The 24,336-nt window shown below is 72.7% G+C and carries 21 protein-coding genes; 15 read left to right on the top strand and 6 right to left on the bottom strand.

Annotated features, from left to right (window positions below; genetic code table 11):
- Positions 1-217: 217 nt before the first annotated feature.
- A complete protein-coding gene (locus Scani_RS07845) occupies positions 218-1,099 on the top strand; it encodes an NAD(P)H-binding protein (protein WP_159471319.1) in 882 nt (293 codons plus the stop codon).
- 55 nt (positions 1,100-1,154) lie between these two features.
- On the opposite strand, the gene Scani_RS07840 is transcribed toward Scani_RS07845, so the two are convergent.
- Positions 1,155-2,063, bottom strand: a complete 909-nt coding sequence (locus tag Scani_RS07840) for a LysR family transcriptional regulator (RefSeq protein ID WP_159471317.1) — start codon at positions 2,061-2,063, stop codon at positions 1,155-1,157.
- Positions 2,064-2,370: 307 nt separating this feature from the next.
- Between Scani_RS07840 and Scani_RS07835 the strand changes: the two genes are divergently transcribed.
- Positions 2,371-3,249: an aldo/keto reductase gene (locus Scani_RS07835; RefSeq protein ID WP_159471315.1), complete on the top strand. Its 879-nt coding sequence runs from the start codon at positions 2,371-2,373 to the stop codon at positions 3,247-3,249.
- 99 nt (positions 3,250-3,348) lie between these two features.
- Positions 3,349-4,275 (top strand): aminoglycoside phosphotransferase family protein, encoded by a 927-nt coding sequence (locus Scani_RS07830; protein WP_159471313.1) that lies wholly within the window; start codon positions 3,349-3,351, stop codon positions 4,273-4,275.
- Positions 4,276-4,336: 61 nt separating this feature from the next.
- On the opposite strand, the gene Scani_RS07825 is transcribed toward Scani_RS07830, so the two are convergent.
- Entirely contained in the window at positions 4,337-6,145 is a 1,809-nt protein-coding gene (locus Scani_RS07825; RefSeq protein ID WP_159471311.1) for a bifunctional metallophosphatase/5'-nucleotidase, read from the bottom strand.
- Between the two features lie 166 nt (positions 6,146-6,311).
- Here Scani_RS07825 and mshD point away from each other — a divergent pair, with 166 nt between their 5' ends.
- Positions 6,312-7,229: a mycothiol synthase gene (gene mshD / locus Scani_RS07820; protein WP_159471889.1), complete on the top strand. Its 918-nt coding sequence runs from the start codon at positions 6,312-6,314 to the stop codon at positions 7,227-7,229.
- Positions 7,230-7,287: 58 nt separating this feature from the next.
- Here the strand turns inward: mshD and Scani_RS07815 are convergent, their stop codons facing one another.
- On the bottom strand, positions 7,288-7,905 hold the full coding sequence (locus tag Scani_RS07815; protein WP_159471310.1) for a GNAT family N-acetyltransferase: 618 nt from the start codon (positions 7,903-7,905) through the stop codon (positions 7,288-7,290).
- Positions 7,906-7,998: 93 nt separating this feature from the next.
- On the opposite strand from Scani_RS07815, the gene Scani_RS07810 reads away from it, so the two are divergent.
- The 6 genes from Scani_RS07810 to Scani_RS07785 all read left to right on the top strand — a co-directional run bounded on the left by Scani_RS07810 (position 7,999) and on the right by Scani_RS07785 (position 15,259).
- Positions 7,999-9,099 (top strand): ATP-binding cassette domain-containing protein, encoded by a 1,101-nt coding sequence (locus Scani_RS07810; RefSeq protein ID WP_159471308.1) that lies wholly within the window; start codon positions 7,999-8,001, stop codon positions 9,097-9,099.
- Positions 9,096-10,139 (top strand): ABC transporter permease, encoded by a 1,044-nt coding sequence (locus Scani_RS07805; RefSeq protein ID WP_159471307.1) that lies wholly within the window; start codon positions 9,096-9,098, stop codon positions 10,137-10,139. Before Scani_RS07810 ends, Scani_RS07805 begins: the two co-directional genes overlap by 4 nt.
- A 514-nt stretch (positions 10,140-10,653) precedes the next feature.
- A complete protein-coding gene (locus Scani_RS07800; RefSeq protein WP_159471306.1) occupies positions 10,654-12,930 on the top strand; it encodes an RNA degradosome polyphosphate kinase in 2,277 nt (758 codons plus the stop codon).
- Positions 12,914-14,224, top strand: coding sequence for a CHAD domain-containing protein (locus Scani_RS07795; RefSeq protein ID WP_246295551.1), 1,311 nt, complete (start codon positions 12,914-12,916; stop codon positions 14,222-14,224). Before Scani_RS07800 ends, Scani_RS07795 begins: the two co-directional genes overlap by 17 nt.
- 141 nt (positions 14,225-14,365) lie before the next feature.
- The gene (locus tag Scani_RS07790; protein WP_159471305.1) at positions 14,366-14,785 is read left to right on the top strand and encodes an NUDIX hydrolase; all 420 of its coding nucleotides are present in this window, start codon (positions 14,366-14,368) and stop codon (positions 14,783-14,785) included.
- Positions 14,786-14,932: 147 nt separating this feature from the next.
- A complete protein-coding gene (locus Scani_RS07785; RefSeq protein ID WP_159471304.1) occupies positions 14,933-15,259 on the top strand; it encodes a histone-like nucleoid-structuring protein Lsr2 in 327 nt (108 codons plus the stop codon).
- 277 nt (positions 15,260-15,536) lie between these two features.
- On the opposite strand, the gene Scani_RS07780 is transcribed toward Scani_RS07785, so the two are convergent.
- The gene (locus Scani_RS07780; protein WP_159471303.1) at positions 15,537-16,544 is read right to left on the bottom strand and encodes an aldo/keto reductase; all 1,008 of its coding nucleotides are present in this window, start codon (positions 16,542-16,544) and stop codon (positions 15,537-15,539) included.
- A gap of 204 nt (positions 16,545-16,748) precedes the next feature.
- Here Scani_RS07780 and Scani_RS07775 point away from each other — a divergent pair, with 204 nt between their 5' ends.
- Positions 16,749-17,633 carry a helix-turn-helix transcriptional regulator gene (locus Scani_RS07775; protein ID WP_159471302.1) on the top strand — a complete coding sequence of 295 codons (885 nt, stop codon included), beginning with the start codon at positions 16,749-16,751 and terminating at the stop codon, positions 17,631-17,633.
- A 76-nt stretch (positions 17,634-17,709) separates the two neighbouring features.
- On the opposite strand, the gene Scani_RS07770 is transcribed toward Scani_RS07775, so the two are convergent.
- Positions 17,710-18,570 carry a class I SAM-dependent methyltransferase gene (locus tag Scani_RS07770; protein ID WP_159471301.1) on the bottom strand — a complete coding sequence of 287 codons (861 nt, stop codon included), beginning with the start codon at positions 18,568-18,570 and terminating at the stop codon, positions 17,710-17,712.
- 225 nt (positions 18,571-18,795) lie between these two features.
- Here Scani_RS07770 and mshA point away from each other — a divergent pair, with 225 nt between their 5' ends.
- Both mshA and Scani_RS07760 read left to right on the top strand, forming a co-directional pair.
- The gene (gene mshA / locus Scani_RS07765) at positions 18,796-20,166 is read left to right on the top strand and encodes a D-inositol-3-phosphate glycosyltransferase (protein ID WP_159471300.1); all 1,371 of its coding nucleotides are present in this window, start codon (positions 18,796-18,798) and stop codon (positions 20,164-20,166) included.
- Positions 20,159-20,704 carry a type III secretion system chaperone family protein gene (locus Scani_RS07760; protein WP_246295549.1) on the top strand — a complete coding sequence of 182 codons (546 nt, stop codon included), beginning with the start codon at positions 20,159-20,161 and terminating at the stop codon, positions 20,702-20,704. Before mshA ends, Scani_RS07760 begins: the two co-directional genes overlap by 8 nt.
- 30 nt (positions 20,705-20,734) lie before the next feature.
- Here Scani_RS07760 and Scani_RS07755 read toward each other — a convergent pair whose 3' ends face one another.
- On the bottom strand, positions 20,735-22,201 hold the full coding sequence (locus Scani_RS07755) for an MDR family MFS transporter (RefSeq protein ID WP_246295548.1): 1,467 nt from the start codon (positions 22,199-22,201) through the stop codon (positions 20,735-20,737).
- A 289-nt stretch (positions 22,202-22,490) separates the two neighbouring features.
- On the opposite strand from Scani_RS07755, the gene Scani_RS07750 reads away from it, so the two are divergent.
- Positions 22,491-23,252, top strand: a complete 762-nt coding sequence (locus Scani_RS07750; protein WP_159471299.1) for a phosphoglyceromutase — start codon at positions 22,491-22,493, stop codon at positions 23,250-23,252.
- 434 nt (positions 23,253-23,686) lie between these two features.
- Entirely contained in the window at positions 23,687-24,133 is a 447-nt protein-coding gene (locus tag Scani_RS07745; RefSeq protein ID WP_159471298.1) for a DUF3592 domain-containing protein, read from the top strand.
- Positions 24,134-24,336 lie beyond the last annotated feature (203 nt).

The raw sequence follows: 24,336 nt of genomic DNA, 5'->3' as shown, positions 1-24,336 counted from the left end.
CCGTCCATCCCACCACGGGCGGGACCCTCGAACGCAAGTTGTACCGGCGGTAAGTCGGATACGTGAAGGTTGTCCCGTCGGTCTTGGGAAAAAAATGCCGCGCCTGTGGGTCGACCTGAACTACCGTCACACCTCTTGATGACCCGAGCGGCAGTGCGCGCCTTCTCGTTTCCTTCTCAGTTCATTCGACCGACAAACGGAAGACGGTAGTCATTCCATGACGTCTCACGAAGGCCGTTCCCTGATCGTCGTCACCGGGGCAACGGGCAATATCGGCCGCAGTCTTGTCGGCCGGCTCCTCGCCGACGGCGCCGCGGTCCGCGCGCTGACCCGCGATCCGGCGCGCGCCGGGCTGCCGGCCGGGGCCGAAACGGTCGGCGCCGACCTCACCGGGGCCGATGACCTCGCACCGCTGCTGGCCGGTGCCGATGCGCTGTTCCTCAATCTCGCGGCCGGCGGCGAGCAGGCCGCGACGGCGGTGCTCGACGCCGCCGTCCGGGCCGGGGTCCGCCGGGTGGTGCTCAACTCCTCGATGGCGGTGACCGATACCCCCGCCGACGACACCCATTTCATCGCCCGGCTGCACGCCGGTCTGGAGCGCGCGGTGCGCGACTCCGGCCTGGAGTGGACCTTTGTCCGCGGCGGCAACTACGCCACCAACGCCCTTGCCTGGGCCCCCTCGATCCGCGAGTCGGGCGTGGTCCGCGAGGCGCATCCGGGTGCCCAGGGCGTCCCCGTGCACGAGGCGGACCTCGCCGATGTCGCAGCCGTCGCCCTGCTGGACCGCAGTGGCGCGCACCTGGGCAAGGCGTACGTCGTCACCGGCCCGGAGCGGATGACCCTCGCCCGGCAGGTCGCCGAGATCGCGGCGGCGACCGGCCGGGAGATCCGGGTCGAGCAGATCTCCGAGGCGGCGGCGGCCGAGGCGATGTCGGGGCGGTATCTGACCCGGGAGGCCGCGCTGGAACTCGTCCGGATGTTCGGCAAGACGGTCGATGCGCCGCCCTTCCCCGTCTCGGACGCCGTCGAGCGGGTCACCGGCCGGCCGGGCCGGACCTTCGCCCGGTGGGCGCGGGATCACGCCGCCGACTTCTCCTGACCGGCGTCGTCTCCGGCCGCGTACGGATGACGGAGGCCGGGTGCCGTGGTGCGGGTCAGGTTTCGTCCGGCGCCGCTGCCTGTTCCTGAAGGGCCTGTATCAGTGTCCTGACCTGGGGGTGGTGGCGACGGTGTCTCGTAGCCACGCCCAGGTGCCGGGTTGGAGTCGGCGAGGCGATCGGGACGGCGCGTAGTCCTGCTATCCGTGGCGTGAGTGCGATGGAGGGGACCAGCGAGATCCCCATGCCCGCAGCGACGAGCGAGCGGGCGAAGAAGTAGTCGGTCGTCGTGCCGCGCAGCTCCGGGGCGAAGCCGGCATGGTCGGCGTAGCGGCGGAGGTAGGTCTCGGTCTTCAGGCAGCCCAGCACCCAGGGCTCGTCGGCCAGTTCGGCGAGGTCGAGGGCCTCGCGGCCGGCCAGGGCATGGCCCTCGGGCAGGACGACGTGCAGGGGGTCGTCCAGGAGTGCCGTCCACGCCAGGCCGGAGTTCGGGCCGGGCCCGCCGGGCAGCGGACCGTCGAAGTGGTAGGCGAGTGCGAGATCCACGGCGCCCTGGCGGACCAGCGGCAGGCTGTCTTCGGGCTCGCTCTCCCTGACGTGGATGACGGTGTCGGGATGCGCTGTGGTGAGGCGGGCGACTGCGCCGGGCAGCAGGAGTCTGCCGCCGCTGGTGAAGGTGGCGATGGTGAGCTGGGTGCGCCCGCTGCCGAGCCGGTCGACCTGCTGCTTGGCCTGTGCGAGTTCCGCGGCGACCGACTCGGCGGCGCCGACCATGATCCTGCCGGCCGGGGTGAGCGTGACCCCGCGGGTGCTGCGCGCCACGACCTGGGCGCCGAGGCTGCGCTCGAGCGCAGCGACCTGCTGGGACACGGCCGAGGGCGTGAGGTGGAGGGCCTGGGCTGCCTGGTTGAAGCTGCCGTGTTCCGCCACCATCCGCAGGACACGCAGCCGCTGCACATCGATCAACAGTTTTCCTTAACTCCTGTGCAGCAGGTGGGCACTTCTGCTGACGACTGTAGGTGTCCAGGATGGGGCGCATGCACACGGTCTGCGTCATGGGCGGAAGCCGGTACGTCGGCAACTCCTGGGGGTTCAGCGCCCGCAGGCGGCCTGCCTGCCGCGCCGTTCTCCTTCGACCGCCATGACGCCATGAGCAACGCCCGTGCGAAGAAGTCGTTTTCTCCTTCTCCCACACCATCGACCGGTTCCCCGGTGCCGTCGCCGAAGCCCTCGACGCCACCGCCGCCCCCGCCGCCTGAGGAGCAGACACACCATGCAGTACCGCAGCATCGGCAATATCACGGTCAGCGCCGTCGGCCTGGGCGCCATGCCGCTGTCCATCGAGCACCGCCCGGACGAACAGCGGGCCATCGCCACCCTGCACGCCGCCCTGGACGCCGGGGTTACGCTCATCGACACCGCCGACAGCTACCACTGGCACGCCGGCGAAGCCGGTCACAACGAACTCCTCGTCGCCCGCGCCCTGGCCCGCTACGGCCGGGACACCTCGCATGTCCTCGTCGCCACCAAGGGAGGCCGCGGCCGCCCCGGCGACGGCAGCTGGACCGTCACCGCCACCCCCGCCCACCTCAAGCGCGCTGCCGAAGCATCCCGTAGACGCCTGGGAGCTGAGGCCATCGGCCTGTACCAGCTGCACAAGCCGGACCCGGCCGTGCCCTGGGCGGAGTCCGTGGGCGCGCTGCGCGAGCTGCTCGACGCCGGCACGATCCGTGCCGCCGGGATCTCCAACGTCACCACCGGCCAGATCCGCGAGGCCCATGCGATCCTCGGCGACGACCTCGTTTCCGTGCAGAACCAGTACTCGCCCGCCGCGCGCGAGCGCGAACCAGAGCTGCGGCTGAGCACGCAGCTGGGGCTGGCCTTCCTGCCCTGGAGCCCGCTGGGCGGCATCCGGCGCAGCTCCCTCGACGGACCGTCCGCCCCGACCTCGGCCGGCACCGCTTTCCACCGCATCGCCACCGAGCGCGGCGTCAGCCCGCAGCAGATCGCCCTGGCCTGGCTGCTGACCCGCTCCCCGGCGGTGATCCCCGTACCAGGAGCCAGCCGCCCGGCCTCCATCCAGGACTCCGCCAAGGCCACGGAGCTCGGACTCAGCGAGGCGGATCTGGCGCGGCTCGACGGCGCACCGTAGCGCTGAACCGGCGCCGCTCATCGCCCCGGGCGCTGCGTACCTGCCGGTGCCGCGGAAAACCCTTTGCCGCCCCGCCGTTCCCCGCCCTACCGTCCGCGCATGCTGCCTCGTGTGGACTCGGACGACGAATGGGACGCGATCGTCCCCGACGAAGCGGTGATGCGGCCGGGCGCCGCGGCGCTCTGCGGCCGGCTCGGTCTGCGTGCGAGTCCGCTGGTCCGCTTTCCCACCGGCTCCCAGCCGGTCTATGCCGTCGGGGACCGGTACGTCCTCAAGCTCTTCCCGGCCGCCGCCGCCGACGACGGGGTGGCCGAGGCCCGGGTGCTGGCCCATCTCCAGGGCCGTCTTCCCGTCCCGACCCCCTACGTCCACGACGCCGGTGCGTACGAGAACGGCTGGCGCTACGTCCTGATGTCCCGGCTGCGCGGCATCGATCTGGCCGTCGCCTGGCCGCGCATCCCCCCGGCCGACCGGGACCGGATCGCCACCGAGGCGGGGGAGACACTGGCCGCTCTGCACGCGCTGGACGTGTCGCCGCTCACCGATGTGCTCGGCCCCGGCGACTGGGACGCCTTCGTCGGCCGGCAGCGCGCCTCGGCGGCCGGCCGCCAGCGCGCCCACGGCCTCCCCGACGCCTGGCGGGAACAGATCCCCGGCTTCCTCGACGCGGTGCCGCTGCCCGCCCACGGGCCGGGCGCGCTGCTGCACACCGAGTTCATGCGACAGCACCTGACCGTCGACGCGGCCGACGACTGGCGGCTGACCGGGCTCCTCGACTTCGAACCCGCCATGATCGGGTGCCGCGCCTACGACTTCGTCGCCGTCGGCCTCTTCGTCTCCCGGGGCGACCCCCGTCTGCTGTCCCGCGTCTTCCGCGCCTACGGCGAGACCTTCGGTCCCGGCGAACTCCTCGCCCACACCCTGCTGCACGTCTACAGCAACCTGCCCTGGTACCTCCGCGAGCTGCCCGCCCCGCCCGAGCCGACCCTGGAGTCGCTCGCGCAGACGTGGTTCGGGACCGGGTGAGGCGGGGCGGGCAGGAGAAGGGCGGCCGGTGGTCCACCGGCCGCCCGTGTGCGGGTGCGGGTTACTTCACGACCGTGATCCGGTCCGCCTTCGGCGGGGTGAGCGGATCGGCCGCCGAGGAGTGCGCGGTCAGGTAGGCGGTGAAGGCGTCCAGGTCGGACGGGCCGACGTACTTGTTCTTGCCGTCCTTGAAGGCGGGGAAGCCGTCGCCGCCGCCGGCCAGGAACTCGTTCATGGCGACGCGGTAGGTCTTGGCCGGGTCGAGGGCCGTTCCGTCGAGCTTCACCGAGTCCTTGACGATCCGGTCGGCGCCCTTCTTCGTCATGTCCAGGGTGTAGGTGAGGCCCCTGGAGACCTGGAGGATCTTCGGGGAGGCCTCGTTGGGGCCGCTGACCTGCTGCTGGAGCGCGGTCAGGAGCTGGGCGCCGGTGAGGTCGACGACGTTCATCATGTTGGTGAAGGGCTGGACGGTGAACGCCTCGCCGTAGGTGACCACCCCGTCGCCCTCGGAGCCGGACGCCGTGAAGGCGAGGTCGGAGCGGACCCCGCCGGGGTTCATCAGGGCGAGCTGGGCGCCGCCCTTGCCGTCCGCCTTGGTGGCCTCCAGCTGGGCGTCGGAGATGACGTCGCCGAGCGGTGACTCGGGGGCCGCGGCGCCGCGGCCCGCGATGTCGGCGGAGATGTGGCCGACGGGGCGGCTTGCGACCGGCGCGGCCAGCTTGTTCCAGCGGGCGATCAGCGACGTCATGTCCGCGGCCTTGGGCTGGGTGCGGTCGACGACGTGGTTGACCGCGCCGGGCGCCTTGACGCTGGTCCGCACGATGTCGCGGGTGCGGCGGTCGTAGGTCAGCGTGGTGTCGGTGTAGAGCTTGCCGTAGGACGCGGCCGAGGTGACGGTGCGCGGCCGGCCGGACGGGTCCGGGATGGTGCAGCTGTAGGCCTGGTGGGTGTGGCCGGTGACCAGCGCGTCGACCTTCGAGGTGACGTGCTTGGCGATGTCGGTGATCGGCCCGGAGATGCCGTCGCCGGGGCCCGGGCTGTCGCAGTGGTAGTTGTACGAGGTGGAGGCGGGCAGACCGCCCTCGTGGATGAGGGCGACGATCGACTTCACGCCCTGCTTGTTCAGCACCTTGGCGTACTTGTTGATCGTCTCGACCTCGTCGTGGAACTTCAGGCCCTTGATGCCGTCGGCGTTGACGATGTCCGGGGTGCCCTCCAGCGTCACCCCGATGAAGCCGATCTTGACGCCCTTGTGCTGCCAGACGGTGTACGGCTCGAGCAGCGGCTTGCCGGTCTTCTCGTCCGTGACATTGGCGGTCAGGTACGGGAAGCCCGCGCCCCGGAACTTCTTGCCGTGCTCGTAGCAGCCTTCCTTCGGGTGGCAGCCGCCCTTCTGGAGGCGGGTCAACTCGGCCCGGCCCTCATCGAATTCGTGGTTGCCGACCGAGGTGACGTCGAGGCCCAGCCGGTTCATCGCCTCGATCGTCGGCTCGTCGTGGAAGAGCCCGGACAGCAGCGGGCTGGCCCCGACCAGGTCGCCGGCCGCGGCGGTGACCGAGTAGGGGTGACCCTTGCGGGCCGTCCGCAGGGACTGCGCGAGGTACTCCGCACCGCCCGCCGGGACGGTCTTCTTGCTGCCGTCCGGCTGGGCCTCCTCGACCGTGCCGGAGGAGCCCTGCGGCGGTTCGAGATTGCCGTGGAAGTCGTTGAAGGAGAGCAGCTGCACATCGACGGTGCGGCCGGTCCGGGCGGCGTGGCCGGTGTCGGCGCCGGCCGGCAGGGCGGCGGCGGTGAGCCCGGCGGCGGCCAGTACGGCGGCGCCGATCGTCAATCTTCGTACGGTGCGGCCCCGTTGCGGTGTCGCTGGCATGTGTTCCCCTCCTGGATGGTCCTGAGCGGACGGCAGCTTATTGTCGACGCGCGTAGCGCAACAGGGGTCCACGGGTGACGAGCTGGTTGCCCGACAGGGTCGGTGGTGTCCGGCCGGGAGCCCGGCTGGGTCGTACGCTTCACACATGACTGACGCTGCACAGGAGATGGGCCGGGCCGGCCGCAGGATCCAGGTGGTCGACGAGCTCGCGCCGGAAGAGGCCGGGGCCGTCGCCGAGCTGATCGAGCGGGCCGCTCGTACGGACGGGCAGCCCGCCGTGTCCGAGCAGGGGCGGCTGCAGCTGCGCGGGGGCGTGCGCCCGGGCGTGCGCCATGTGCTGCTGTACTCGCGCGGCGACGAGGCCGAGGAGCTGGTCGCGTACGGGCAGCTGGAGGACACCGATCCGGTGGAGGCACCGGCCGCCGAGCTGGTGGTCCACCCGGGCTACCGCGGCCGCGGGCACGGCCGGGCGCTGGGCAGCGAGCTGCTGGAGCAGTCCGGGCGCCGGCTGCGGGCCTGGGCGCACGGCGGGCATCCGGCCGCCCGGCACCTCGCCCAGACCCTGGGGCTGACGATGTTCCGGGAGCTGCGCCAGATGCGGCGCTCGCTGACGGACCTGGAGCTGCCGGAGCCGGTGTTCCCCGAGGGGGTGTCCGTACGGACCTTCCAGCCGGGCACCGACGACGCGGCCTGGCTGGAGGTGAACGCGGAGGCGTTCGCGCACCACCCGGAGCAGGGGTCGCTGATCCAGCGTGATCTGGACGACCGCAAGGCCGAGGCGTGGTTCGACCCGAAGGGCTTCTTCCTGGCGGAGAAGGACGGCCGGCTGGTCGGCTTCCACTGGACCAAGGTGCACGCCGACGAGGGCCTCGGCGAGGTCTATGTGCTCGGCGTGCGGCCGGGGGCCCAGGGCGGCGGCCTGGGCAAGGCGCTGACCTCGGTCGGGCTGCGGCATCTGGCCGGCCAGGGGCTGCCGACGGCGATGCTGTACGTCGACGCGGACAACGCGGCGGCGGTGAGCGTGTACGAGCGGATGGGGTTCGCCACGCACGAGACGGATCTGATGTACCGCTCGGAGACCTGAGACCGGTTGCCGGACGAGTGTGCCGCGGGGCGGGCCCTTCCGGGTCCGCCCCGTTTCGTCACCGCTGCCGGGCCCGCTCTTCCCGCTGCGCCCGCCATTCGCGCGCCAGCATCGCGTAGACGACCTCGTCGGCCCACTCCCCGTCGAGGAACTCGTTCTCCCGCAGATGGCCCTCCCGGCGCATCCCCAGCCGTTCGAGCAGCCGGGCCGAGGCGGTGTTGCGCCCGTCCAACTCGGCCTGGATGCGGTGCAGGCGCAGCTCCTCGAAGCCCAGTTCCAGCAGCGCCCGGCTCGCCTCGGTGGCGTAGCCGTGACCGGCGTGGTCGGGGTGGAAGACGTAGCCGATGCCGCCCTGGCGGTGTGCGCTGCTCTTCCAGACGAAGGTGACGTCGCCGACCAGGGTGCCGCTGTCGCGGACGACGACGGCGAGCTGGAGGAGGTCGCCGGACTCGCGCAGCGTGGTGCGGGCGGCCTTGGCGGCGACGGAGGCCCGGGATGCGGCCTCGTCGAGGGGGCCCCAGTAGAGGTAGCGGCAGACCTCGGGGCGGCGCTGGTAGGCGTGGATCGCGGCGAAGTCGTCGGGGGTGACGGGGCGCAGATCCAGGCGTTCGGTGCGTATCGGATAGGCGGGGGTGTACGGCAGCGGCGGCGTCTCGGGCGCGGAGGGTGTGGACACGCGGGCAGCGTAGGCAGCGGAGGTTGACAGCTGCAGCCCATTTCCCCCACCCTTTCACTACTTAATTAGTGGAATGGCTCAGGGGGACGGGTAATGCGGCCTACGGGTACGGACGAGGTGACCGGCCGGGCCTCGGGGCGCACTGCCATCGAGGCGATCGGCCTCGGCCGGCGCTACCGCCGCCGCTGGGCCCTGCGCGACTGCACCTTCCGGCTGCCGGCCGGCCGTATCTGCGCCCTGGTCGGGCCCGGCGGCGCCGGAAAGAGCACCCTGCTCTCGCTCGTCTCCGGCCTGACCCGCCCCAGCGAGGGGACCGTACGGATCGGCGGGGAGGTCCCGGCCGGCGCCGCGGTCCGCGCCCGGACCGCCCACCTCGCCCAGGGCAAGCCCCTCTACCCCCGGCTGACGGTCGCCGAGACGCTGCGGCTGGGCCGCGAGCTCAACCCCGGCCGCTGGAACGCGCGGTGCGCCGAGCGGATCGTCCGGGAGGGCCGGGTGCCCCTCGACGTCCGGACCGGCGCCCTCTCCGGCGGGCAGCGCACCTGCCTCGCCCTCGCCCTCGCCTTCGCCAAGAGCCCCGAACTCCTGCTGCTCGACGAGCCGCTGGCCGGTCTCGACCCGCTCGGCCGGCACCGGACGACCGCGCTGCTGCTGGCCCAGGCCGCCGAGCACGGCACGACCGTCGTGCTGTCCTCGGACCTGCTCGCCGAGCTGGACGGGGTCTGTGACTACCTGCTGGTGCTGGGCGGCGGCCGGGTGCGGCTCGCGGGCGAGATCGACGATGTCATCGGGGCGCACGCCCTGGTGATGGGGGCGCACCGGGACACGGCGCTGCCACCCGCGATCGCGGCGCACACGGTCATCGAGACACAGACGTCCGGGCGTCGCTTCGCCGCCGTCGTACGGCGCCAGGGCCCGGTCGCCGCCGGGCCCTGGGAGACGGTGGAGCCGTCCCTGGAGGAACTTCTGCTCGCCTATCTGCGCGCGCCCGACGCGCCCGCACTGATAGCGCCGAGCGCGGAGCCGGTCTCGGCGCGGTGGCGCCGCCGGCCCGGCAACAAGCCGGGGATCCCCGGCATGCCGCGCAACGGACCGCCCGGCCCCAGTGGCCGTCCGGGCGGCCGGTACAGCCCGCCGGGCGGCGCGGCGGGCACACGGCACGACCACCACAGCGGCAAGGGAGCGGCGGCATGACCACCACGGCACACCCCGGTACGAACGGGCGCGGCACGGCGGGCGATCCGGGCGGGATCCGGGAGGGGGACGGCCCGGCGCCGCTGCGCGGACTCGTCTGGCTGGTGTGGCGCCAGCACCGCCTGGTCTTCGGTGTGCTGCTGGCCGCGGTGGCCGGCGGCGCGGTCTGGTGCGCGGTGCTGCGCGGCCAGATGGCCGGATTCATCGACGCCCACCACATCGCCGGCTGCTCGCAGATCTCCCTCGACCCGCGCTGCGCCCACACCCAGGAGGCGGTCTCCGCCTTCCGCGAGACCTACGGCCCGTTCCTGCGGCTCGTCGAAGTGGGCCTGGTGCTGCTGCCCGCACTGATCGGGCTGTTCCTCGGCGCCCCGCTGATCGCCCGCGAGCTGGAGGCCGGCACCGACAAGCTCGTCCTGACCCAGTCGGTCGGCCCGCTGCGCTGGCTGGCGGTGAAGACCGGCCTGCCCGCGCTGATCGTGCTCGCCTCCACCACGGCGCTCTCGCTGGTCTACAGCTGGCTCTGGCAGGTCGCCGGCGACGAGGTCTCCGGCTTCTACTGGTACTCGGCCCTCGGCTTCGACGCGCTCGGCCCGGTGCCGGTCGCCTACTCCCTGCTGGCCCTGGCCGTCGGCGTGCTGGCCGGTCTGCTGCAGCGCCGTACGGTGCTGTCGATGGGCGTCACGCTCGCTGCCGTGGTGGCGGCGCAGGTGGTGTTGGCCCAGCTCAGGCCGTACCTGCTGCCGACGGTGACGAAGGAGTTCAAGAACGGCCGGCCGGCCCAGCTGGCGGACGACGCCTGGCTCGTCGGGCAGGGGGACTACGTCCGCTCCGGAGCCCACCTCGCCGACTCCCCGTGCCACGCCTCTCCTGGTTACGAGGCCTGTCAGCGCGCGCACGACGTGGCCGGCCAGTACATGGACTACCACCCGGCGTCGCACCACTGGCCGCTGGCGTGGATCGAGGCCGGGATCGTGCTGGCGGGGGCGGCGGTGCTGACCGTGATCGCCTTCCGGGTGATGCGGCGCCGGCACGGCTGAAACGGGCGGCCCCGGGTCCGGCCGACGGCCGGCGGGGCGGAAAACCGGGAGACGGGCCCGCCGCGGCCCCGCATGCCTCCCGGGGCGCGGGGGCCGCGGCGGCTCCGCATCCCGGGAGGCGCCGTGCGTGGAGCACCCCGGGAGGCGCCGATGCACGGGGCACCCCGGGGGGCACGACGCGTGTGACAAAGGCTGTCCCGGGGGAGGCACAGGGGGACGCGCCCCGGCGGCGGCTCCCGGCTCCCGGCCCTGGGCCGTGGCACCCCAGGAGCGGCCCGGACCGCTGATCCGGGCACCGGCGCGGGCCAACAGCCCCTGGCGGGCGGGGAAAACGCCTGGGGGTAGCACCCCGCTTGCCTGTGCGCCATATCCGCGTTACCGGCGATTCAATGTCGCTTGCGAGCATCGGTGAATGCAGCCCGCTGTGCCGAACGTCCCCCACCCGAGGCTCCATCTCGCGCCGCCGCCACTTCCTGACGCGCCTGGAACCCCCCGGACGCGGAAGAATAAGGTCATGAACCAGCAGCCCAGCGCCGAGGCACAGCCCGAGATGCCGACCCCGCAGCCCCCGCGGGCCGCGGCGCCCTCGGCCCAGCCCTCCGTGGGTTCGATCGCCGCGCACCGACCGCAGGCGGTCCGGGGCACGGTGCCCGGCCTGGAGCCCGACCTGGACGCGGATCCCGACGCGTACGAGGACGAGGGCGTGGTGGGAGTGGACGGCGAGGAACTGCCCAGCGGCCGGTTCCTGGACCGCGAGCGCAGCTGGCTGGCCTTCAACGAGCGGGTGCTCGAACTGGCCGAGGACCCGGCCACCCCCCTCCTCGAACGGGCGAACTTCCTGGCGATTTTCGCCAGCAACCTGGACGAGTTCTTCATGGTCCGGGTGGCCGGACTCAAGCGACGGATAGCCACCGGCGTCGCCACCCGCTCCGCGTCCGGCCTCCAGCCCCGCGAGGTGCTGGACCTGATCTGGACCCGCTCGCGCGAACTCATGGCCCGGCACGCCGCCTGCTTCCAGCAGGACATCGCCCCCGAGCTCGCCGACCAGGGCATCCACCTGATCCGCTGGCCCGAGCTGACCGAGAAGGAGCAGGCCCGCCTGTTCACCCTCTTCCGTCAGCAGATCTTCCCGGTGCTCACGCCCCTGGCGGTGGACCCGGCGCACCCGTTCCCGTACATCTCCGGCCTCTCGCTGAACCTGGCCGTCGTCGTGCGCAACCCGGTCAGCGGCCACGACCACTTCGCGCGGGTCAAGGTGCCGCCGCTGCTCTCCCGCTTCCTGGAGGCCTCCCCGCAGCGCTACGTCCCCATCGAGGACGTCATCGCCGCCCACCTGGAGGAGCTCTTCCCGGGCATGGAGGTGCGCGCGCACCACATGTTCCGGGTCACCCGCAACGAGGACCTGGAGGTCGAGGAGGACGACGCGGAGAACCTCCTCCAGGCCCTGGAGAAGGAGCTGATGCGGCGGCGCTTCGGGCCGCCGGTCCGCCTGGAGGTCGAGGAGTCCATCGACCCGGCGGTGCTCGACCTGCTCGTCCAGGAGCTGAAGATCTCCGACGCCGAGGTCTACCCGCTGCCCGGCCCGCTGGACCTGACCGGTCTCTTCGGCATCGGCGCGCTGGACCGGCCCGAGCTCAAGTACCCCAAGTTCGTCGCCGGCACCCACCGTGACCTCGCCGAGGTGGAGTCGGCATCCGCGCCGGACATCTTCGCCGCCCTGCGCGCCCGCGACGTCCTCCTCCACCACCCCTACGACTCCTTCTCCACCTCGGTGCAGGCGTTCCTGGAGCAGGCCGCCGGCGACCCGGACGTGCTCGCGATCAAGCAGACGCTCTACCGCACCTCCGGCGACTCGCCGATCGTCGACGCCCTGATCGATGCCGCGGAGTCCGGCAAGCAGGTCCTCGTCCTCGTCGAGATCAAGGCCCGCTTCGACGAACAGGCCAACATCAAGTGGGCGCGCAAGCTGGAGGAGTCCGGCTGCCATGTCGTCTACGGCCTGGTCGGCCTCAAGACGCACTCCAAGCTCTCGCTCGTCGTCCGCCAGGAAGGCGAGATGCTGCGCCGCTACTCCCATGTGGGGACCGGCAACTATCACCCCAAGACGGCCCGGCTCTACGAGGACCTCGGCCTGCTGACCGCCGACCCGCAGGTCGGCGCCGACCTCTCCGACCTCTTCAACCGGCTCTCCGGCTACTCCCGCCGCGAGACCTACCGCCGTCTCCTGGTCGCCCCCAAGTCCCTGCGGGACGGCCTGATACAGCGCATCAACAAGGAGATCGCGAGCCAGCGGGCGGGCGGTCCCGCCTACGTCCGCATCAAGGTCAACTCGATGGTCGACGAGGCCGTCATCGACGCGCTCTACCGTGCCTCCCAGGCCGGTGTGCCGGTCGACGTCTGGGTGCGCGGCATCTGCGCGCTGCGCCCGGGAGTCCCCGGCCTGAGCGAGAACGTCCGCGTGCGCAGCATCCTCGGCCGCTTCCTGGAACACTCCCGGGTCTTCGTCTTCGGCAACGGCGGCGAGCCCGAAGTGTGGCTGGGCAGCGCCGACATGATGCACCGGAACCTCGACCGCCGGATCGAGGCGCTGGTGCGGGTCACCGACCCGGCGCACCGCGCCTCCCTCAACCGGATGCTGGAGACGGGGATGTCGGACTCCACGTCCTCCTGGCACCTGGGCCCGGAAGGCGACTGGACCCGGCACGCGGTGGACGCGGACGGCGCGCCGCTGCGCAACATTCAGGAAATGCTCATCGACGCCCGGAGGCGCCGGCGTGGCCCAGCGACATGACCAGCCGACCGGAGGGCCCGCGGGTCTCCTCGGAACCGGATACGAGCCCGGCCCGGCGCCCGGCGCCCGGTCCGCGGTGGTGGACGGCCCGTACGGAGGGGACGACGGCACACCAGGGCCGGACGACGCCTCGTACGGCCGGGACGGCGCCGGGTACCGGCCGCTGACGACCCACGGTTCCGGTGACGACGGCAGCGGCCCCGGGGCCGACCCGGGCACCGCCCTCGCCGCCCGCACGGCCGAGGAGGTGCTCGCCGGCCATCTGCACCAGTGGTCCGCGGAATTCCTGCGCAGTCTGCGGCTGCACCGGGAGAGCGGTTCGGACGCGGAGGGCGTCGGCGAGGCCGCCCGGCAGCTGCGCCGCGCCGCCCGCCGGATCAGCGCCACCCTGTACACCTTCCGGCCGCTGACCGAGGAGGTCTGGGCCGACCAGCTCCGCTCCGAACTCGGCTGGCTGTCCGGCACGCTGGCCCGCGAACAGGCCTGCGCGGCCCGCCGCGAGCGGCTGATGACGGCGCTGCAGCGGCTGACGGGCCGCGCGGAGCGGCCCGAGCGCGCCGACCGCCCGGGCCGGGCCGAACGGGGAAAACGGGGGGACCGTACGACCACGGGCTCCGCCGCCGGATCCGCCGCCCCGGCCGACGCGTCGTCCGCGGCTTCCTCCGGCGACCCGGATCCCGACGGCGCGCTGTCGGCCGGTGCGGCGCGGGCCGGGGCGCTGCTCGACCGCCAGCTCACCCTCGCCCGCACCCGCGCCCACTCCACCGCACTGCAGGCGCTCGGCTCCTCCCGCTTCCATGCCGTCGCCGACTCGGTGGCGGTGCTCGCCTCCGAGGCGCCGCTGGCCGGTACCGCCGGCGAGCTGCCGGCCGCCGAGGCGCTGCCGCCGCTCGCCGACCAGGCGCACCGACGGCTCGCCGAGGCGGTCGCCGCGCTGCCGCTCTCCCGCGCGGGCTACCCGTACAACGCCGCGGCGCTCGCCGCCGACCAGCGCCAGGACGCTCCCTGGCACCAGGTCCGGGTGCTGGTGCGGCTGAGCCGCTACGCCCGGGAGGTGATCGCGCCGGAGTACGCCGACTTCCGGCTGGTGGAGGCCGGCCGTGCGCTGGAATGGCACCGGGACGCCTCGGAGGCCGCCGCCGCGGCCGCGGCCGCGGCCCGCACCCCCCGGATCGCCCCGGCCACGGCCTACGCCCTCGGAGTGCTGCACGCCGACCAGCGGCACGAGGTGGAGGCGGCCCGCTTCGCCTTCGGCCGGGTATGGCTGCCGCGGACGCCGGAGCGCAGGGGCTGAGGGGAACCGGAGAAGCCGAGGAGAGCCGGAGGAACTGAGGAACCGAGGGGAGCCGGAAGAGCCGAGGAGAGCCGACGAAAGAGGGAAGTGCTGAGGAAACGGAGCGGGCCGACGACGCTGCGGACGGCGAGGAGTGATGATGTGACAGTGCCTCAGAAGCCTATTCGCGCGGCGGGATGTGTCCTGTGGCGCCGTGCGTCGTCCGAGGACGGGCTGGAGATCGCGCTCGTCCACCGGCCCAAGTACGACGACTGGTCCCACCCCAAGGGCAAGCTGAAGCGCGGCGAGGACCCGCTGGCCGGCGCGGTGCGCGAGGTGGCGGAGGAGACCGGTATGGAGTGCCGGCCCGGAGCGCCGCTGCCCACCTCCTTCTACCTGGCGGGCGGCCGCCCCAAGCAGGTCCGTTACTGGGCGGCCGAGGCGGTCGCCGGCGCGTTCACCCCGAACCGCGAGGTCGACCGCATGACGTGGCTCTCGCCCGCCGATGCCCGCTGCCTCCTCACCCAGGAACGCGACCGTCCCCTCGTGGACGCACTGCTCGCCGCCCTGCACCTGGCCTGAGAGGGCCGGGGGCTCCGGGGCGGCCCTGGAGCCGGTCGATCCCGGGCCCGGCCGCGGAAAACCGGCCCTTTACCGGCAACCAGTTCGTCGCATCAGCAGGCCGGGGAAAGGGCGGGCGTGACAATTTCAGGGGTTTAGACTGCCTGCATGGCACAGAAAGTAATCACCATCTACACGGACGACCTCACGGGCGAAGAGTCCACAGAGGCCGCCACGCACACTCTTTCTCTTGACGGTGTGACTTACGAGATCGATTTGAGCCCGGACAGCTACGACCAGCTGCTGGAAGCCGTCGGGCCGTTCCTGAAGGCCGGCCGCAAGACCGGTAAGGGCCGTAAGCCGCGCAAGGCCGCCGCGGCCGCCCAGGAGGACACCGCCGCGATCCGGGCCTGGGCCAAGTCGAGCGGCTACAACGTCAGCGACCGCGGGCGCGTGCCCGCCGAGATTCGTGAGGCTTACCAAAAGGCCAAGTGAATTTTTTGGATAAACCGGAAGCCCCTCACCACGCGTGAGGGGCTTCTTTGTGTCCGGTTCCGGTGGGGCTGTCCGCGGGATCAGTGGCGGCCGCCGGTCCGGGAATGGAAAGGAACATTCGCGAACCCATTCTTTTCCCCGGACAATCCGCACCCGCGGCGGCCGCCGGCCGTCGCCGTGCATTGCGGGCAAGTGCGAGACATGGGCGGGGGCCGCAGGGGTCCGCCGTCGCAGGGGCACACCCGGGGCCGCCGTCCCTTGGCGGCCCCGCCCATGGTCAGCGGCGTCGCAAGGAGGCGTCCACGAGGGCCGGCGCCTGGTAGTAGCTGTCGGCCGGATTGAGGTCGGTGCCCGGCGGCACGATCGCGTCGATCCGGTCCAGGACGTCCGGGCCGAGCGTCACCTCGGAGCCCTCCAGCATGCTGTCGAGCTGGTCGAGGGTGCGCGGCCCGATGATCACGGAGGTCACCGCCGGGTGGGACCGGACGAAGGCGGTCGCCAGATGCGGCAGCGACAGCCCCGCCTCCGCCGCGACCTTCGACAGCGCGCCGACGGCCTCCGCCTTCCGGGCGTTCTCCGGCACCGACAGATCGAACTTCCGGCTCTCCAGGCCGGCACGTGAACTGGTCGAGAGATCGCGGCCGGAGAGCCAGCCGGCGCTGAGCGGGCCCCAGGTCAGTACCCCCATGCCGTAGCGCTGCGCGGTCGGCAGCACCGCGCTCTCCACGCCGCGCGCCAGCATCGAGTACGGCGGCTGCTCGGTGCGGAAGCGGACGTGGCCCCGGCGTTCGGCCGTCCACTGCGCCTCGACCAGGTGCTCGGCGGGGAAGGTCGAGGTGCCGATCGCCCGCACCTTGCCGGACCGTACGAGGTCCGAGAGCGCGGAGAGCGTCTCGTCGATGTCGGTGGCCGGGTCCGGGCGGTGCACCTGGTAGAGGTCGAGGTAGTCGGTGCCCAGCCGGCGCAGGCTGTCCTCCACCGCGCGCACGATCCAACGCCGGGAGTTGCCGCCGTGGTTGGCGTCCGGCCCCATCGAGTTGAAGAACTTCGTGGCCAGGACGACGTCCTCGCGGCGCCCCTTGAGCGCCTTGCCGACGATCTCCTCGGACTCGCCCGCCGCGTACACGTCCGCGGTGTCCACGAAGTTGATACCGGCGTCCAGCGCGCGGTGCACGATCCGTACGCAGTCGTCGTGATCGGTGTTGCCCCAGGCGCCGAGCATCATCGCGCCGAGCGCGTACTCGCTGACCGAGATGCCGGTACCACCGAGGATCCTGCGCTGCATGGGCTGCTCCTTGAGCGAGAGGGGGGAAACGAGAGGCGAGTGGCGCGTTCCCGGGGACCGCACCGGGGTGTGCCGAAGCGGCTTCCGGTGCGTTCCCGAGGGGTGCGGACACCACCCTGCTGCCCGTACGGGGAGCGGACCAGGCCCGTCGCATCCTGGGTCCGGCGGAACCACCCGACCGGCCGCGCATCGCATACTGGACCGATGCTGCACGCGGAAATCGAGATCAGCTCGTTCCTCAAGGCGCGCCGCGGGGCGCTCGACCCGGCGGAGCTCGGCCTGCCCGGCGGGGTCGGCCGCCGCCGGGTGCGCGGGCTGCGGCGCGAGGAGGTCGCCCAGCTCGCCGGCATCAGCGTCGACTACTACACCCGGATCGAACAGGGCCGTGCGCCCGCCATCTCCGACTCCGTCCTGGACGCGATCGCGCGGGCGCTGCGGCTGTCCGGCGGCGAGGTGACGTACCTGCGCAACATCGCGGTACCCCGGCGCCGCCCGGCCGACTGCGTCGCCCCGGGCTCGGACGGCGGCCCCTGCACCGTCCCCCGGCAGACCGTGCGCCCCGAGATCCAGCGGCTCCTGGACGCGATGGAGACCACCGTCCCGGCGATGGTCCTCGGCCGCGGCCTGGACATCCTGGCCTGGAACGCGCTCGGCGGCCGGATCGCCTTCGACCTCCCGGCGCTCGCCCCGGACCGGCGGAACACCGCGCTGCTGGTCTTCCTCGACCCGGCGGCGCGCGCCCTGCACCCGGACTGGGAGGCGAAGGCCGTGGAGGTGGTCGGCAATCTGCGCGCCGAGAGCGGGCGCCACCCCGAGGACCCGCGGATCTGCGAGGTGGTCAACGAACTCCTCGCGCACAGCCGGGACTTCCGGCGGATCTGGGAGACGCAGTCGGTGCACGAGTGCCTGCGCGGCACCAAGTCCCTGCTGCATCCGCACGTCGGCGAGCTGGTGCTCACCTTCGAGAGCTTCCGGCTGAGCACCGACCCGGACCAGGCGCTCGTGACGTACACGGCCGAGCGCGGGTCCCGGACGGAGGAACGCCTGCGGGAGCTGGGGGCAGTGGGGCACCCGGTCCTGACCGCGTAGCGACGGCGGCGCTCCGTGGCGCTTCCCGGTGTTTCCGGCACAGGCCGCGCGCCGGACGGGACCGCGCGGAGCCGCCTCAGCCGACGGCGCTCGCCACCGCGCTGCCCCGGGGGGCAAGCGCCTCCCACCGCACCGTGACCTCCCCCTGCCGCCGGCGCCGCGGGTCGCCGGTCAGCGGCCAGTCCGTGGCCAGGGCCTGTACGGCGGCGCGCCACCGCTGACGGGCCCCGAGCGCGCCGAGCGGGGCGGCACTGGCCCAGGCGCGGTCGAAGTCCCGCAGGAAGGCATGGACCCCTTCGCCCGGCACATTGCGGTGGATCAGCGCCTTGGGGAGGCGTTCCGCCAGGTCGGAGGGTGTCCGTAGGCAGCTGAGGCGGGCGGCGAAGGTGACCGTGCGGGGCCCCTCGGGGTCCAGCGCCACCCAGGCGTGCCGCCGCCCTATCTCGTCGCAGGTGCCCTCGACCAGCAGCCCGCCGGGCGCCAGCCGTGCGCACAGCCGCCGCCACACGGCGGCGACCTCGTCCTCGTCGTACTGCCGCAGCACGTTCGCGGCCCGGATGAGGACCGGTGCCCGCCGGCGCTGACCCGGCAGCGGCACCTCGAACCCGCCGTGGAGGAAGTCCAGCCCCGGCCGCTCGTAGGGCCGGGCGGCCTCGACCCGCGCCGGGTCTATCTCTATGCCGACGACCCCGGCGTCCGGGCGCACCGTACGCAGCCGGCCCAGCAGCTCCACCGCGGTCCAGGGCGCGGCGCCGTAGCCGAGATCGACCGCCACGGGGTCGGCGGCGCGGCGCAGCTCGGCGCCGTGCTCGGCCGCTATCCAGCGGTCCATACGGCGCAGCCGGTTGGGGTTGGTGGTCCCGCGGGTGGCGTTTCCGAGGGGCCGCGACTGCGCGGGTATCAGAGCGGCGGCGGAGACGGCGGGGCGGCGGACCATGCCATCGAGGGTATGGGGTGTCCGGGGAAAGGCCGTCCGCCGAGGTCCGGTGCCCGCCCACGCGGGACCCGCCGGCGCCCGCCCGGCCGCACCGGCGCCCGCCCACTTGGTCACGCTTTGGCAAAGTGCGGTGAGAGCGCGCCGGACGGAAATGGATGGCCGGGGTCTGTTGTTGGAGGGGGTCGGAGGCGTGCCGCCCGCCCCGTGCCTAGGAGGTAGCTCGACGTGAGCCCATACGCATCCCGGCTCCGCAGTCGGCCCCACGGCCCGTTCCCGGGGCAGGCCCGGCTGCGCCTGCCCGGCAGCCCGCGCCGTCCGCGCCGGGTGGCGATGCTCAGCGTGCACACCTCCCCGCTGCACCAGCCCGGTACCGGCGACGCCGGCGGCATGAACGTCTACATCGTCGAGCTGGCCAGGAAGCTCGCCTCGATCAACATCGAGGTGGAGATCTTCACCCGCGCCACCACCGGCACCCTCCCGCCCGCCGTCGAGCTCGCCCCCGGCGTCCTCGTACGGCATGTGGACGCCGGCCCGTACGAGGGCCTGGCCAAGGAGGAGCTGCCCGCCCAGCTGTGCGCCTTCACCCACGGCGTGATGCAGGCCTGGGCCGGCCACCGCCCCGGCTACTACGACCTGGTGCACTCCCACTACTGGCTCTCCGGCCATGTCGGCTGGCTGGCCGCCGAGCGCTGGGGCGTCCCGCTGGTGCACGCCATGCACACCATGGCCAAGGTCAAGAACGCCGCACTGGCCGCCGGCGACGCCCCCGAGCCCGCCGCCCGCGTGATCGGCGAGACACAGATCGTCCGGGCCGCGGACCGCCTGATAGCCAACACCGCCGAGGAGGCGGACGAACTCGCCCGGCACTACGAGGCCGAGCCCGGCAAGGTCGCCGTGGTGCACCCCGGCGTCAACCTCGACCGCTTCCGGCCCACCGGCGGCGCGGTCGCCGAGAGCCGGGCCGCCGCCCGCGCCCGCCTCGGCCTGCCGCAGGACGCGGTCATCCCGCTGTTCGCCGGCCGCATACAGCCGCTGAAGGCCCCCGACATCCTGCTGCGGGCCGCCGCCGCCCTGCTGGCCGAGGACCCCTCGCTGCGCTCCCGGATGGTCGTGCCCGTGGTCGGCGGGCCCAGCGGCAGCGGCCTGGCCAAGCCCGAGGGGCTGCAGAAGCTGGCGGCCCGGCTCGGCATCGCCGACCTGGTGCAGTTCCGCCCGCCGGTCGGCCAGGAACAGCTCGCCGACTGGTACCGCGCGGCGTCCGTGCTGGTCATGCCCTCGTACAACGAATCCTTCGGCCTGGTCGCCATCGAGGCCCAGGCCTGCGGCACCCCGGTCGTCGCGGCCGCGGTCGGCGGTCTGCCGGTGGCCGTGCGCGACGGCGTCAGCGGCTTCCTCGTCAATGGCCACGACCCGGCCGACTACGCCCGCGCACTCGGCCGCTTCGTCGCCGATCCGGCCCTGTCCACCCGGATGGGCACCGACGCCGCCCGGCACGCCCAGTCCTTCGGCTGGGACACCGCCGCCGCGGCCACGGGCGACGTCTACACCGCCGCCATCCAGGAACACCGCCGTCACCTACGATCCCTCCATGGGTGACGAGCGAGAGACGAGCGGCACGGCGGGCGGCACCACGGCCGGGGCGGTGGTGACGGCGCGGGCCGTGATCGAACGGACCCTGACCGACGCCGAACTCGCATGGGAGTCGCCCTCCGACGGCACCTACGTCGTCAAGCTCCCCGGCACCCGCAAGCTCTCCACGACCTGCTCGCTCGTCGTCGGCAGGCACTCCCTCTCCCTCAACGCCTTCGTCGTCCGCCACCCCGACGAGAACCACGAGGCCGTGCACCGCTGGCTCCTCGAACGCAACACCCGCCTCTACGGCGTCAGTTACGCGATCGACAAGCTCGGCGACATCTACCTCGTGGGCAAGTTCCCGCTGGCCGCCGTCACCCCCGACGAGCTCGACCGCCTCCTCGGCACGGTCCTGGAGAACGCCGACGGCAGCTTCAACACCCTGCTGGAAATGGGCTTCGCCACGGCGATCCGCAAGGAGTACGCCTGGCGCGTCTCCCGCGGCGAATCCACCCGCAACCTGGACGCCTTCACGCATCTGACGCAGGGACGGCCCGCGTAGCCGCCCCCGAGCCGGGGTCCTCGCCGGCCGCTACGGCACGTCGTGCGGCACCGGCGAATACGCCGACCGTGCAGTGCCGCCGGCCGCCTTCCCCACCGTGCTGTCGGCCCCCTTTCCCGTCTTTCCCGTAGCGGAAGGGGCCACCTCGCCCGCCCGTGAGGACGCGACCTCGCCTACCCCGGAGTATGCGACCTCGCCCGCCCCGGAGGACGCGACCTCGCCCGACGTGGACGAAGCGACCTCGCCCGCCCCCGTCCGCCCCGGCAGGCTCCGCAGCAACAGCCCGTAGCCCAGGGCCGCCACCGTGCCGACGGCCGCGCAGCCGGCCCACAGCGCATCGGCGCCGTACTGGTCGATCACCGTGCCGCCGACCAGAGGAGCGGCCAGGGAGGCGACGGACCACGACAGGGCGTACATCCCCTGATAGCGGCCGCGGCCGTGCAGAGGGGAGAGCCGCACCACCAGTCCCATCTGGGTGGGGGAGTTGATGATCTCGCCGAGGGTCCAGACGGTCACGGCGAGCGCGTACACGGCGACCGAGCCGGCCAGCGCGGTCAGCCCGAAGCCGTAACCGGCGAGCAGGGCCGAGCCGACGAGGAGCAGGGCCGGGCTGCGGTGCTCGATGAAGCGCGTCACGGGGATCTGCAGCAGCACGACGAGGACGCCGTTGACCGCGATGACCAGCCCGAAGTCGGCACTGGAGAAGCCGTCCCGACCCATCGACACCGGCATCGAGACATACGCCTGCTGGAAGATCAGGGCGAGCAGCAGGTTGAGGCCGACGACGGTCATGAAGCGGCCGTCGCGCAGGACGGTCAGCATGGAGACGGGGGCGGGCGTCGCTGCGACGTCGTCCGGGCCGGCCGGGGTGCCCGCGGCGGGGCGCGATTCGGGGAGCTTCCAGAAGACGACCAGCGCGCAGACCAGCACGAGCGCGGACTCGCCCAGGAAGAGGGCCGAGTAGCCGTGTTCGGCGATGAGCCCGGCGGCGGTGGAGGAGACGGCGAAGCCGAGGTTGATCGCCCAGTAGTTGAGGGAGAAGGCGCGGACGCGGTCCTCCGGGGCGACGATGTCCGCCATCATCGCCTGCACGGCGGGGCGGGAGGCGGTGGTCGCCATGCCGACCACGCACGCCACCGCCGCGATCGCGACCGGGTGCTCCATGAAGCCGAGCAGCGCGACCGAGGCTGCCGTCGACAGCTGGGCGGCCAGCATCGTGGGCCGGCGGCCGAGCCGGTCGGTGAGCACCCCGGCGCCCACGGAAGAGATCACTCCGCCGAGGCCGTAGAGCGCGCCGACCAGGCCCGCGTACGAGGCCGAGTAGCCGCGCTCGACGGTCAGGTAGAGGGCGAGGAAGGTGGCGACGAACGCGCCCAGCCGGTTGATCAGGGTGCTGGTCCACAGCCACCAGAACTGCCGGGGAAGACCGGAGACGCTCTCCCTGGCGGCACGTCGGAGACGGGCGGGCCCGGAAGGCCTCGTAATGGATGCGGACATGACAGTTCCCCCGGTGAATGGTGAGGCGGCGCGTGGAAGGGATGAAGGGATGCGGGAGGGCGGAGTGACGGCGCGGCGGGCGGCCGCACCGGCGGAGAGGCGGGCGAATACGGAGAGGCGGCGGGCGGCGAGACCCCCGTACATGTAAGTGGCCATGCCGCCATGCGCAACCTACATATGGCCCGGCCCGCACCGCCACTCGTTTGACGGGAAGTGTCAATCGACGCCCTACTGCCCAGGTCCTGGACCCGCGCAAGGCACCGCGCGGACTTGGATTACGCTCGACGCCATGGCCGACGCACCGTACAAGCTGATCCTCCTCCGCCACGGCGAGAGCGAGTGGAACGCGAAGAACCTGTTCACCGGCTGGGTGGACGTCAATCTCAACGAGAAGGGCGAGAAGGAGGCAGTCCGCGGCGGAGAGCTGCTCAAGGACGCCGGCCTGCTCCCCGACGTAGTGCACACCTCCCTCCAGAAGCGCGCCATCCGCACCGCGCAGCTGTCGCTGGAGGCCGCCGACCGGCACTGGATCCCGGTCCACCGCAGCTGGCGCCTGAACGAGCGCCACTACGGCGCGCTGCAGGGCAAGGACAAGGCGCAGACGCTGGCCGAGTTCGGCGAGGAGCAGTTCATGCTCTGGCGCCGCTCGTACGACACCCCGCCGCCCGCCCTCGAGGACGGCACCGAGTTCTCCCAGTCGGACGACCCGCGCTACGCGTCGATCCCGCCGGAGCTGCGCCCGAAGACCGAGTGCCTCAAGGATGTCGTCCACCGCATGCTGCCGTACTGGTACGACGGCATCGTCCCGGACCTCCTCGCCGGCCGCACGGTCCTCGTCGCCGCCCACGGCAACAGCCTGCGCGCCCTGGTCAAGCACCTCGACGGCGTCTCCGACGAGGACATCGCCGGCCTGAACATCCCCACCGGCATCCCGCTCGCCTACGAGCTCGACGCCGACTTCCGCCCGGTCAAGCCCGGCGGCACCTACCTCGACCCGGAGGCCGCCAAGGCCGCCATCGAGGCAGTGAAGAACCAGGGCAAGAAGAAGTAGAGAACGTGGTCATGCCTCCCACCTGCGCAGGCGGCGCGGGTGGGAGGCGTTTCCATGTGAGTTGCTGTACGACGTGCAGCGTGCCGCTCTCGAAATCCAGCTCATCGACGGACAGCCGGATGGTGCTCGCCGCGCCGGAAGCCGCCGACGGGATGGCTGGGGGGCGTCCCTTCTGGGCTCAAAGGGGTGCGGTCCGGGTGAGGAAGTCGGCCGCGTGGGGCTGGGCCACCGAGCTGCGAGGACGACTTCTCAGTCACTCACGAGAGCCGTGAGGGGGTGTTATTCGTGCCTGTGGCAGCCGGGATAGCGTGGCTTGCGGCTCAGCCGTGATGCGGCTCGGTGACCTGTGTCTTTCACGTTCACGCCTGAGCCGGGCACCGGGACACATGCGGTGCCCGTGGGAGTACATGAACGGTAGTAAGACGGAGGTATCGGTGCTGCTCGGCATATTTCTTCTTCTGGTCGGCCTTGCGGCGCTGGCCTTCGGCGTGCGTGAGGTGCGCGTCGAACGGTGGCTGCGGCTCAAGGGAGTCCGCGTCCAGGGGAGCGTGGTCCGCCACGTGAGGGGCGGTACAAGCTCGGACCGCACCCTGGACCTCGATGGGGACACGCACGTCGCCCGCCGCCGCCCCCGGTTCGCGATGATCGGGTACGTCGACGCGGACGGTAACCCGGGCGAGGTCAAGGCGACCTCCAGCAGCACCGAGGGCTGGCCGATCGGACAGGAAGTGCCGGTGGTCTATCTCCCCGCCCGGCCCTCCACGGCCCGCGTCGACCTGGGTTCGGAACGGCGCGCCAGGGCGAGGGCCTGTTTGGTGGTCGGCATCGGCTTCACCGTGGTGCCGATCTGGATCATAATCTCCAGCGTCGGCCGCGGCTGAGGCCGGGCGAGGCTGAAGAGGGCGTGGGGGGCTTAGCCGCGCTGCCGCCCGTCGTCGGAGTCGATCTGCGACACTGGTAGACGCATGCTGGCACCGCAGGGCTGAGAGCAGCGGTGGGCATCAGCGTCGCCGCTCACCGTGTACCGGGACGGCCGGACGCGGATCGGGCGCCGTCTGAGCGCGCTCTTCCGGCAGGCCACGAG

The sequence above is a fragment of the Streptomyces caniferus genome (assembly GCF_009811555.1).
GTDB lineage: Bacteria > Actinomycetota > Actinomycetes > Streptomycetales > Streptomycetaceae > Streptomyces > Streptomyces caniferus.
This window is presented reverse-complemented; position numbering and strand designations above follow the sequence as displayed.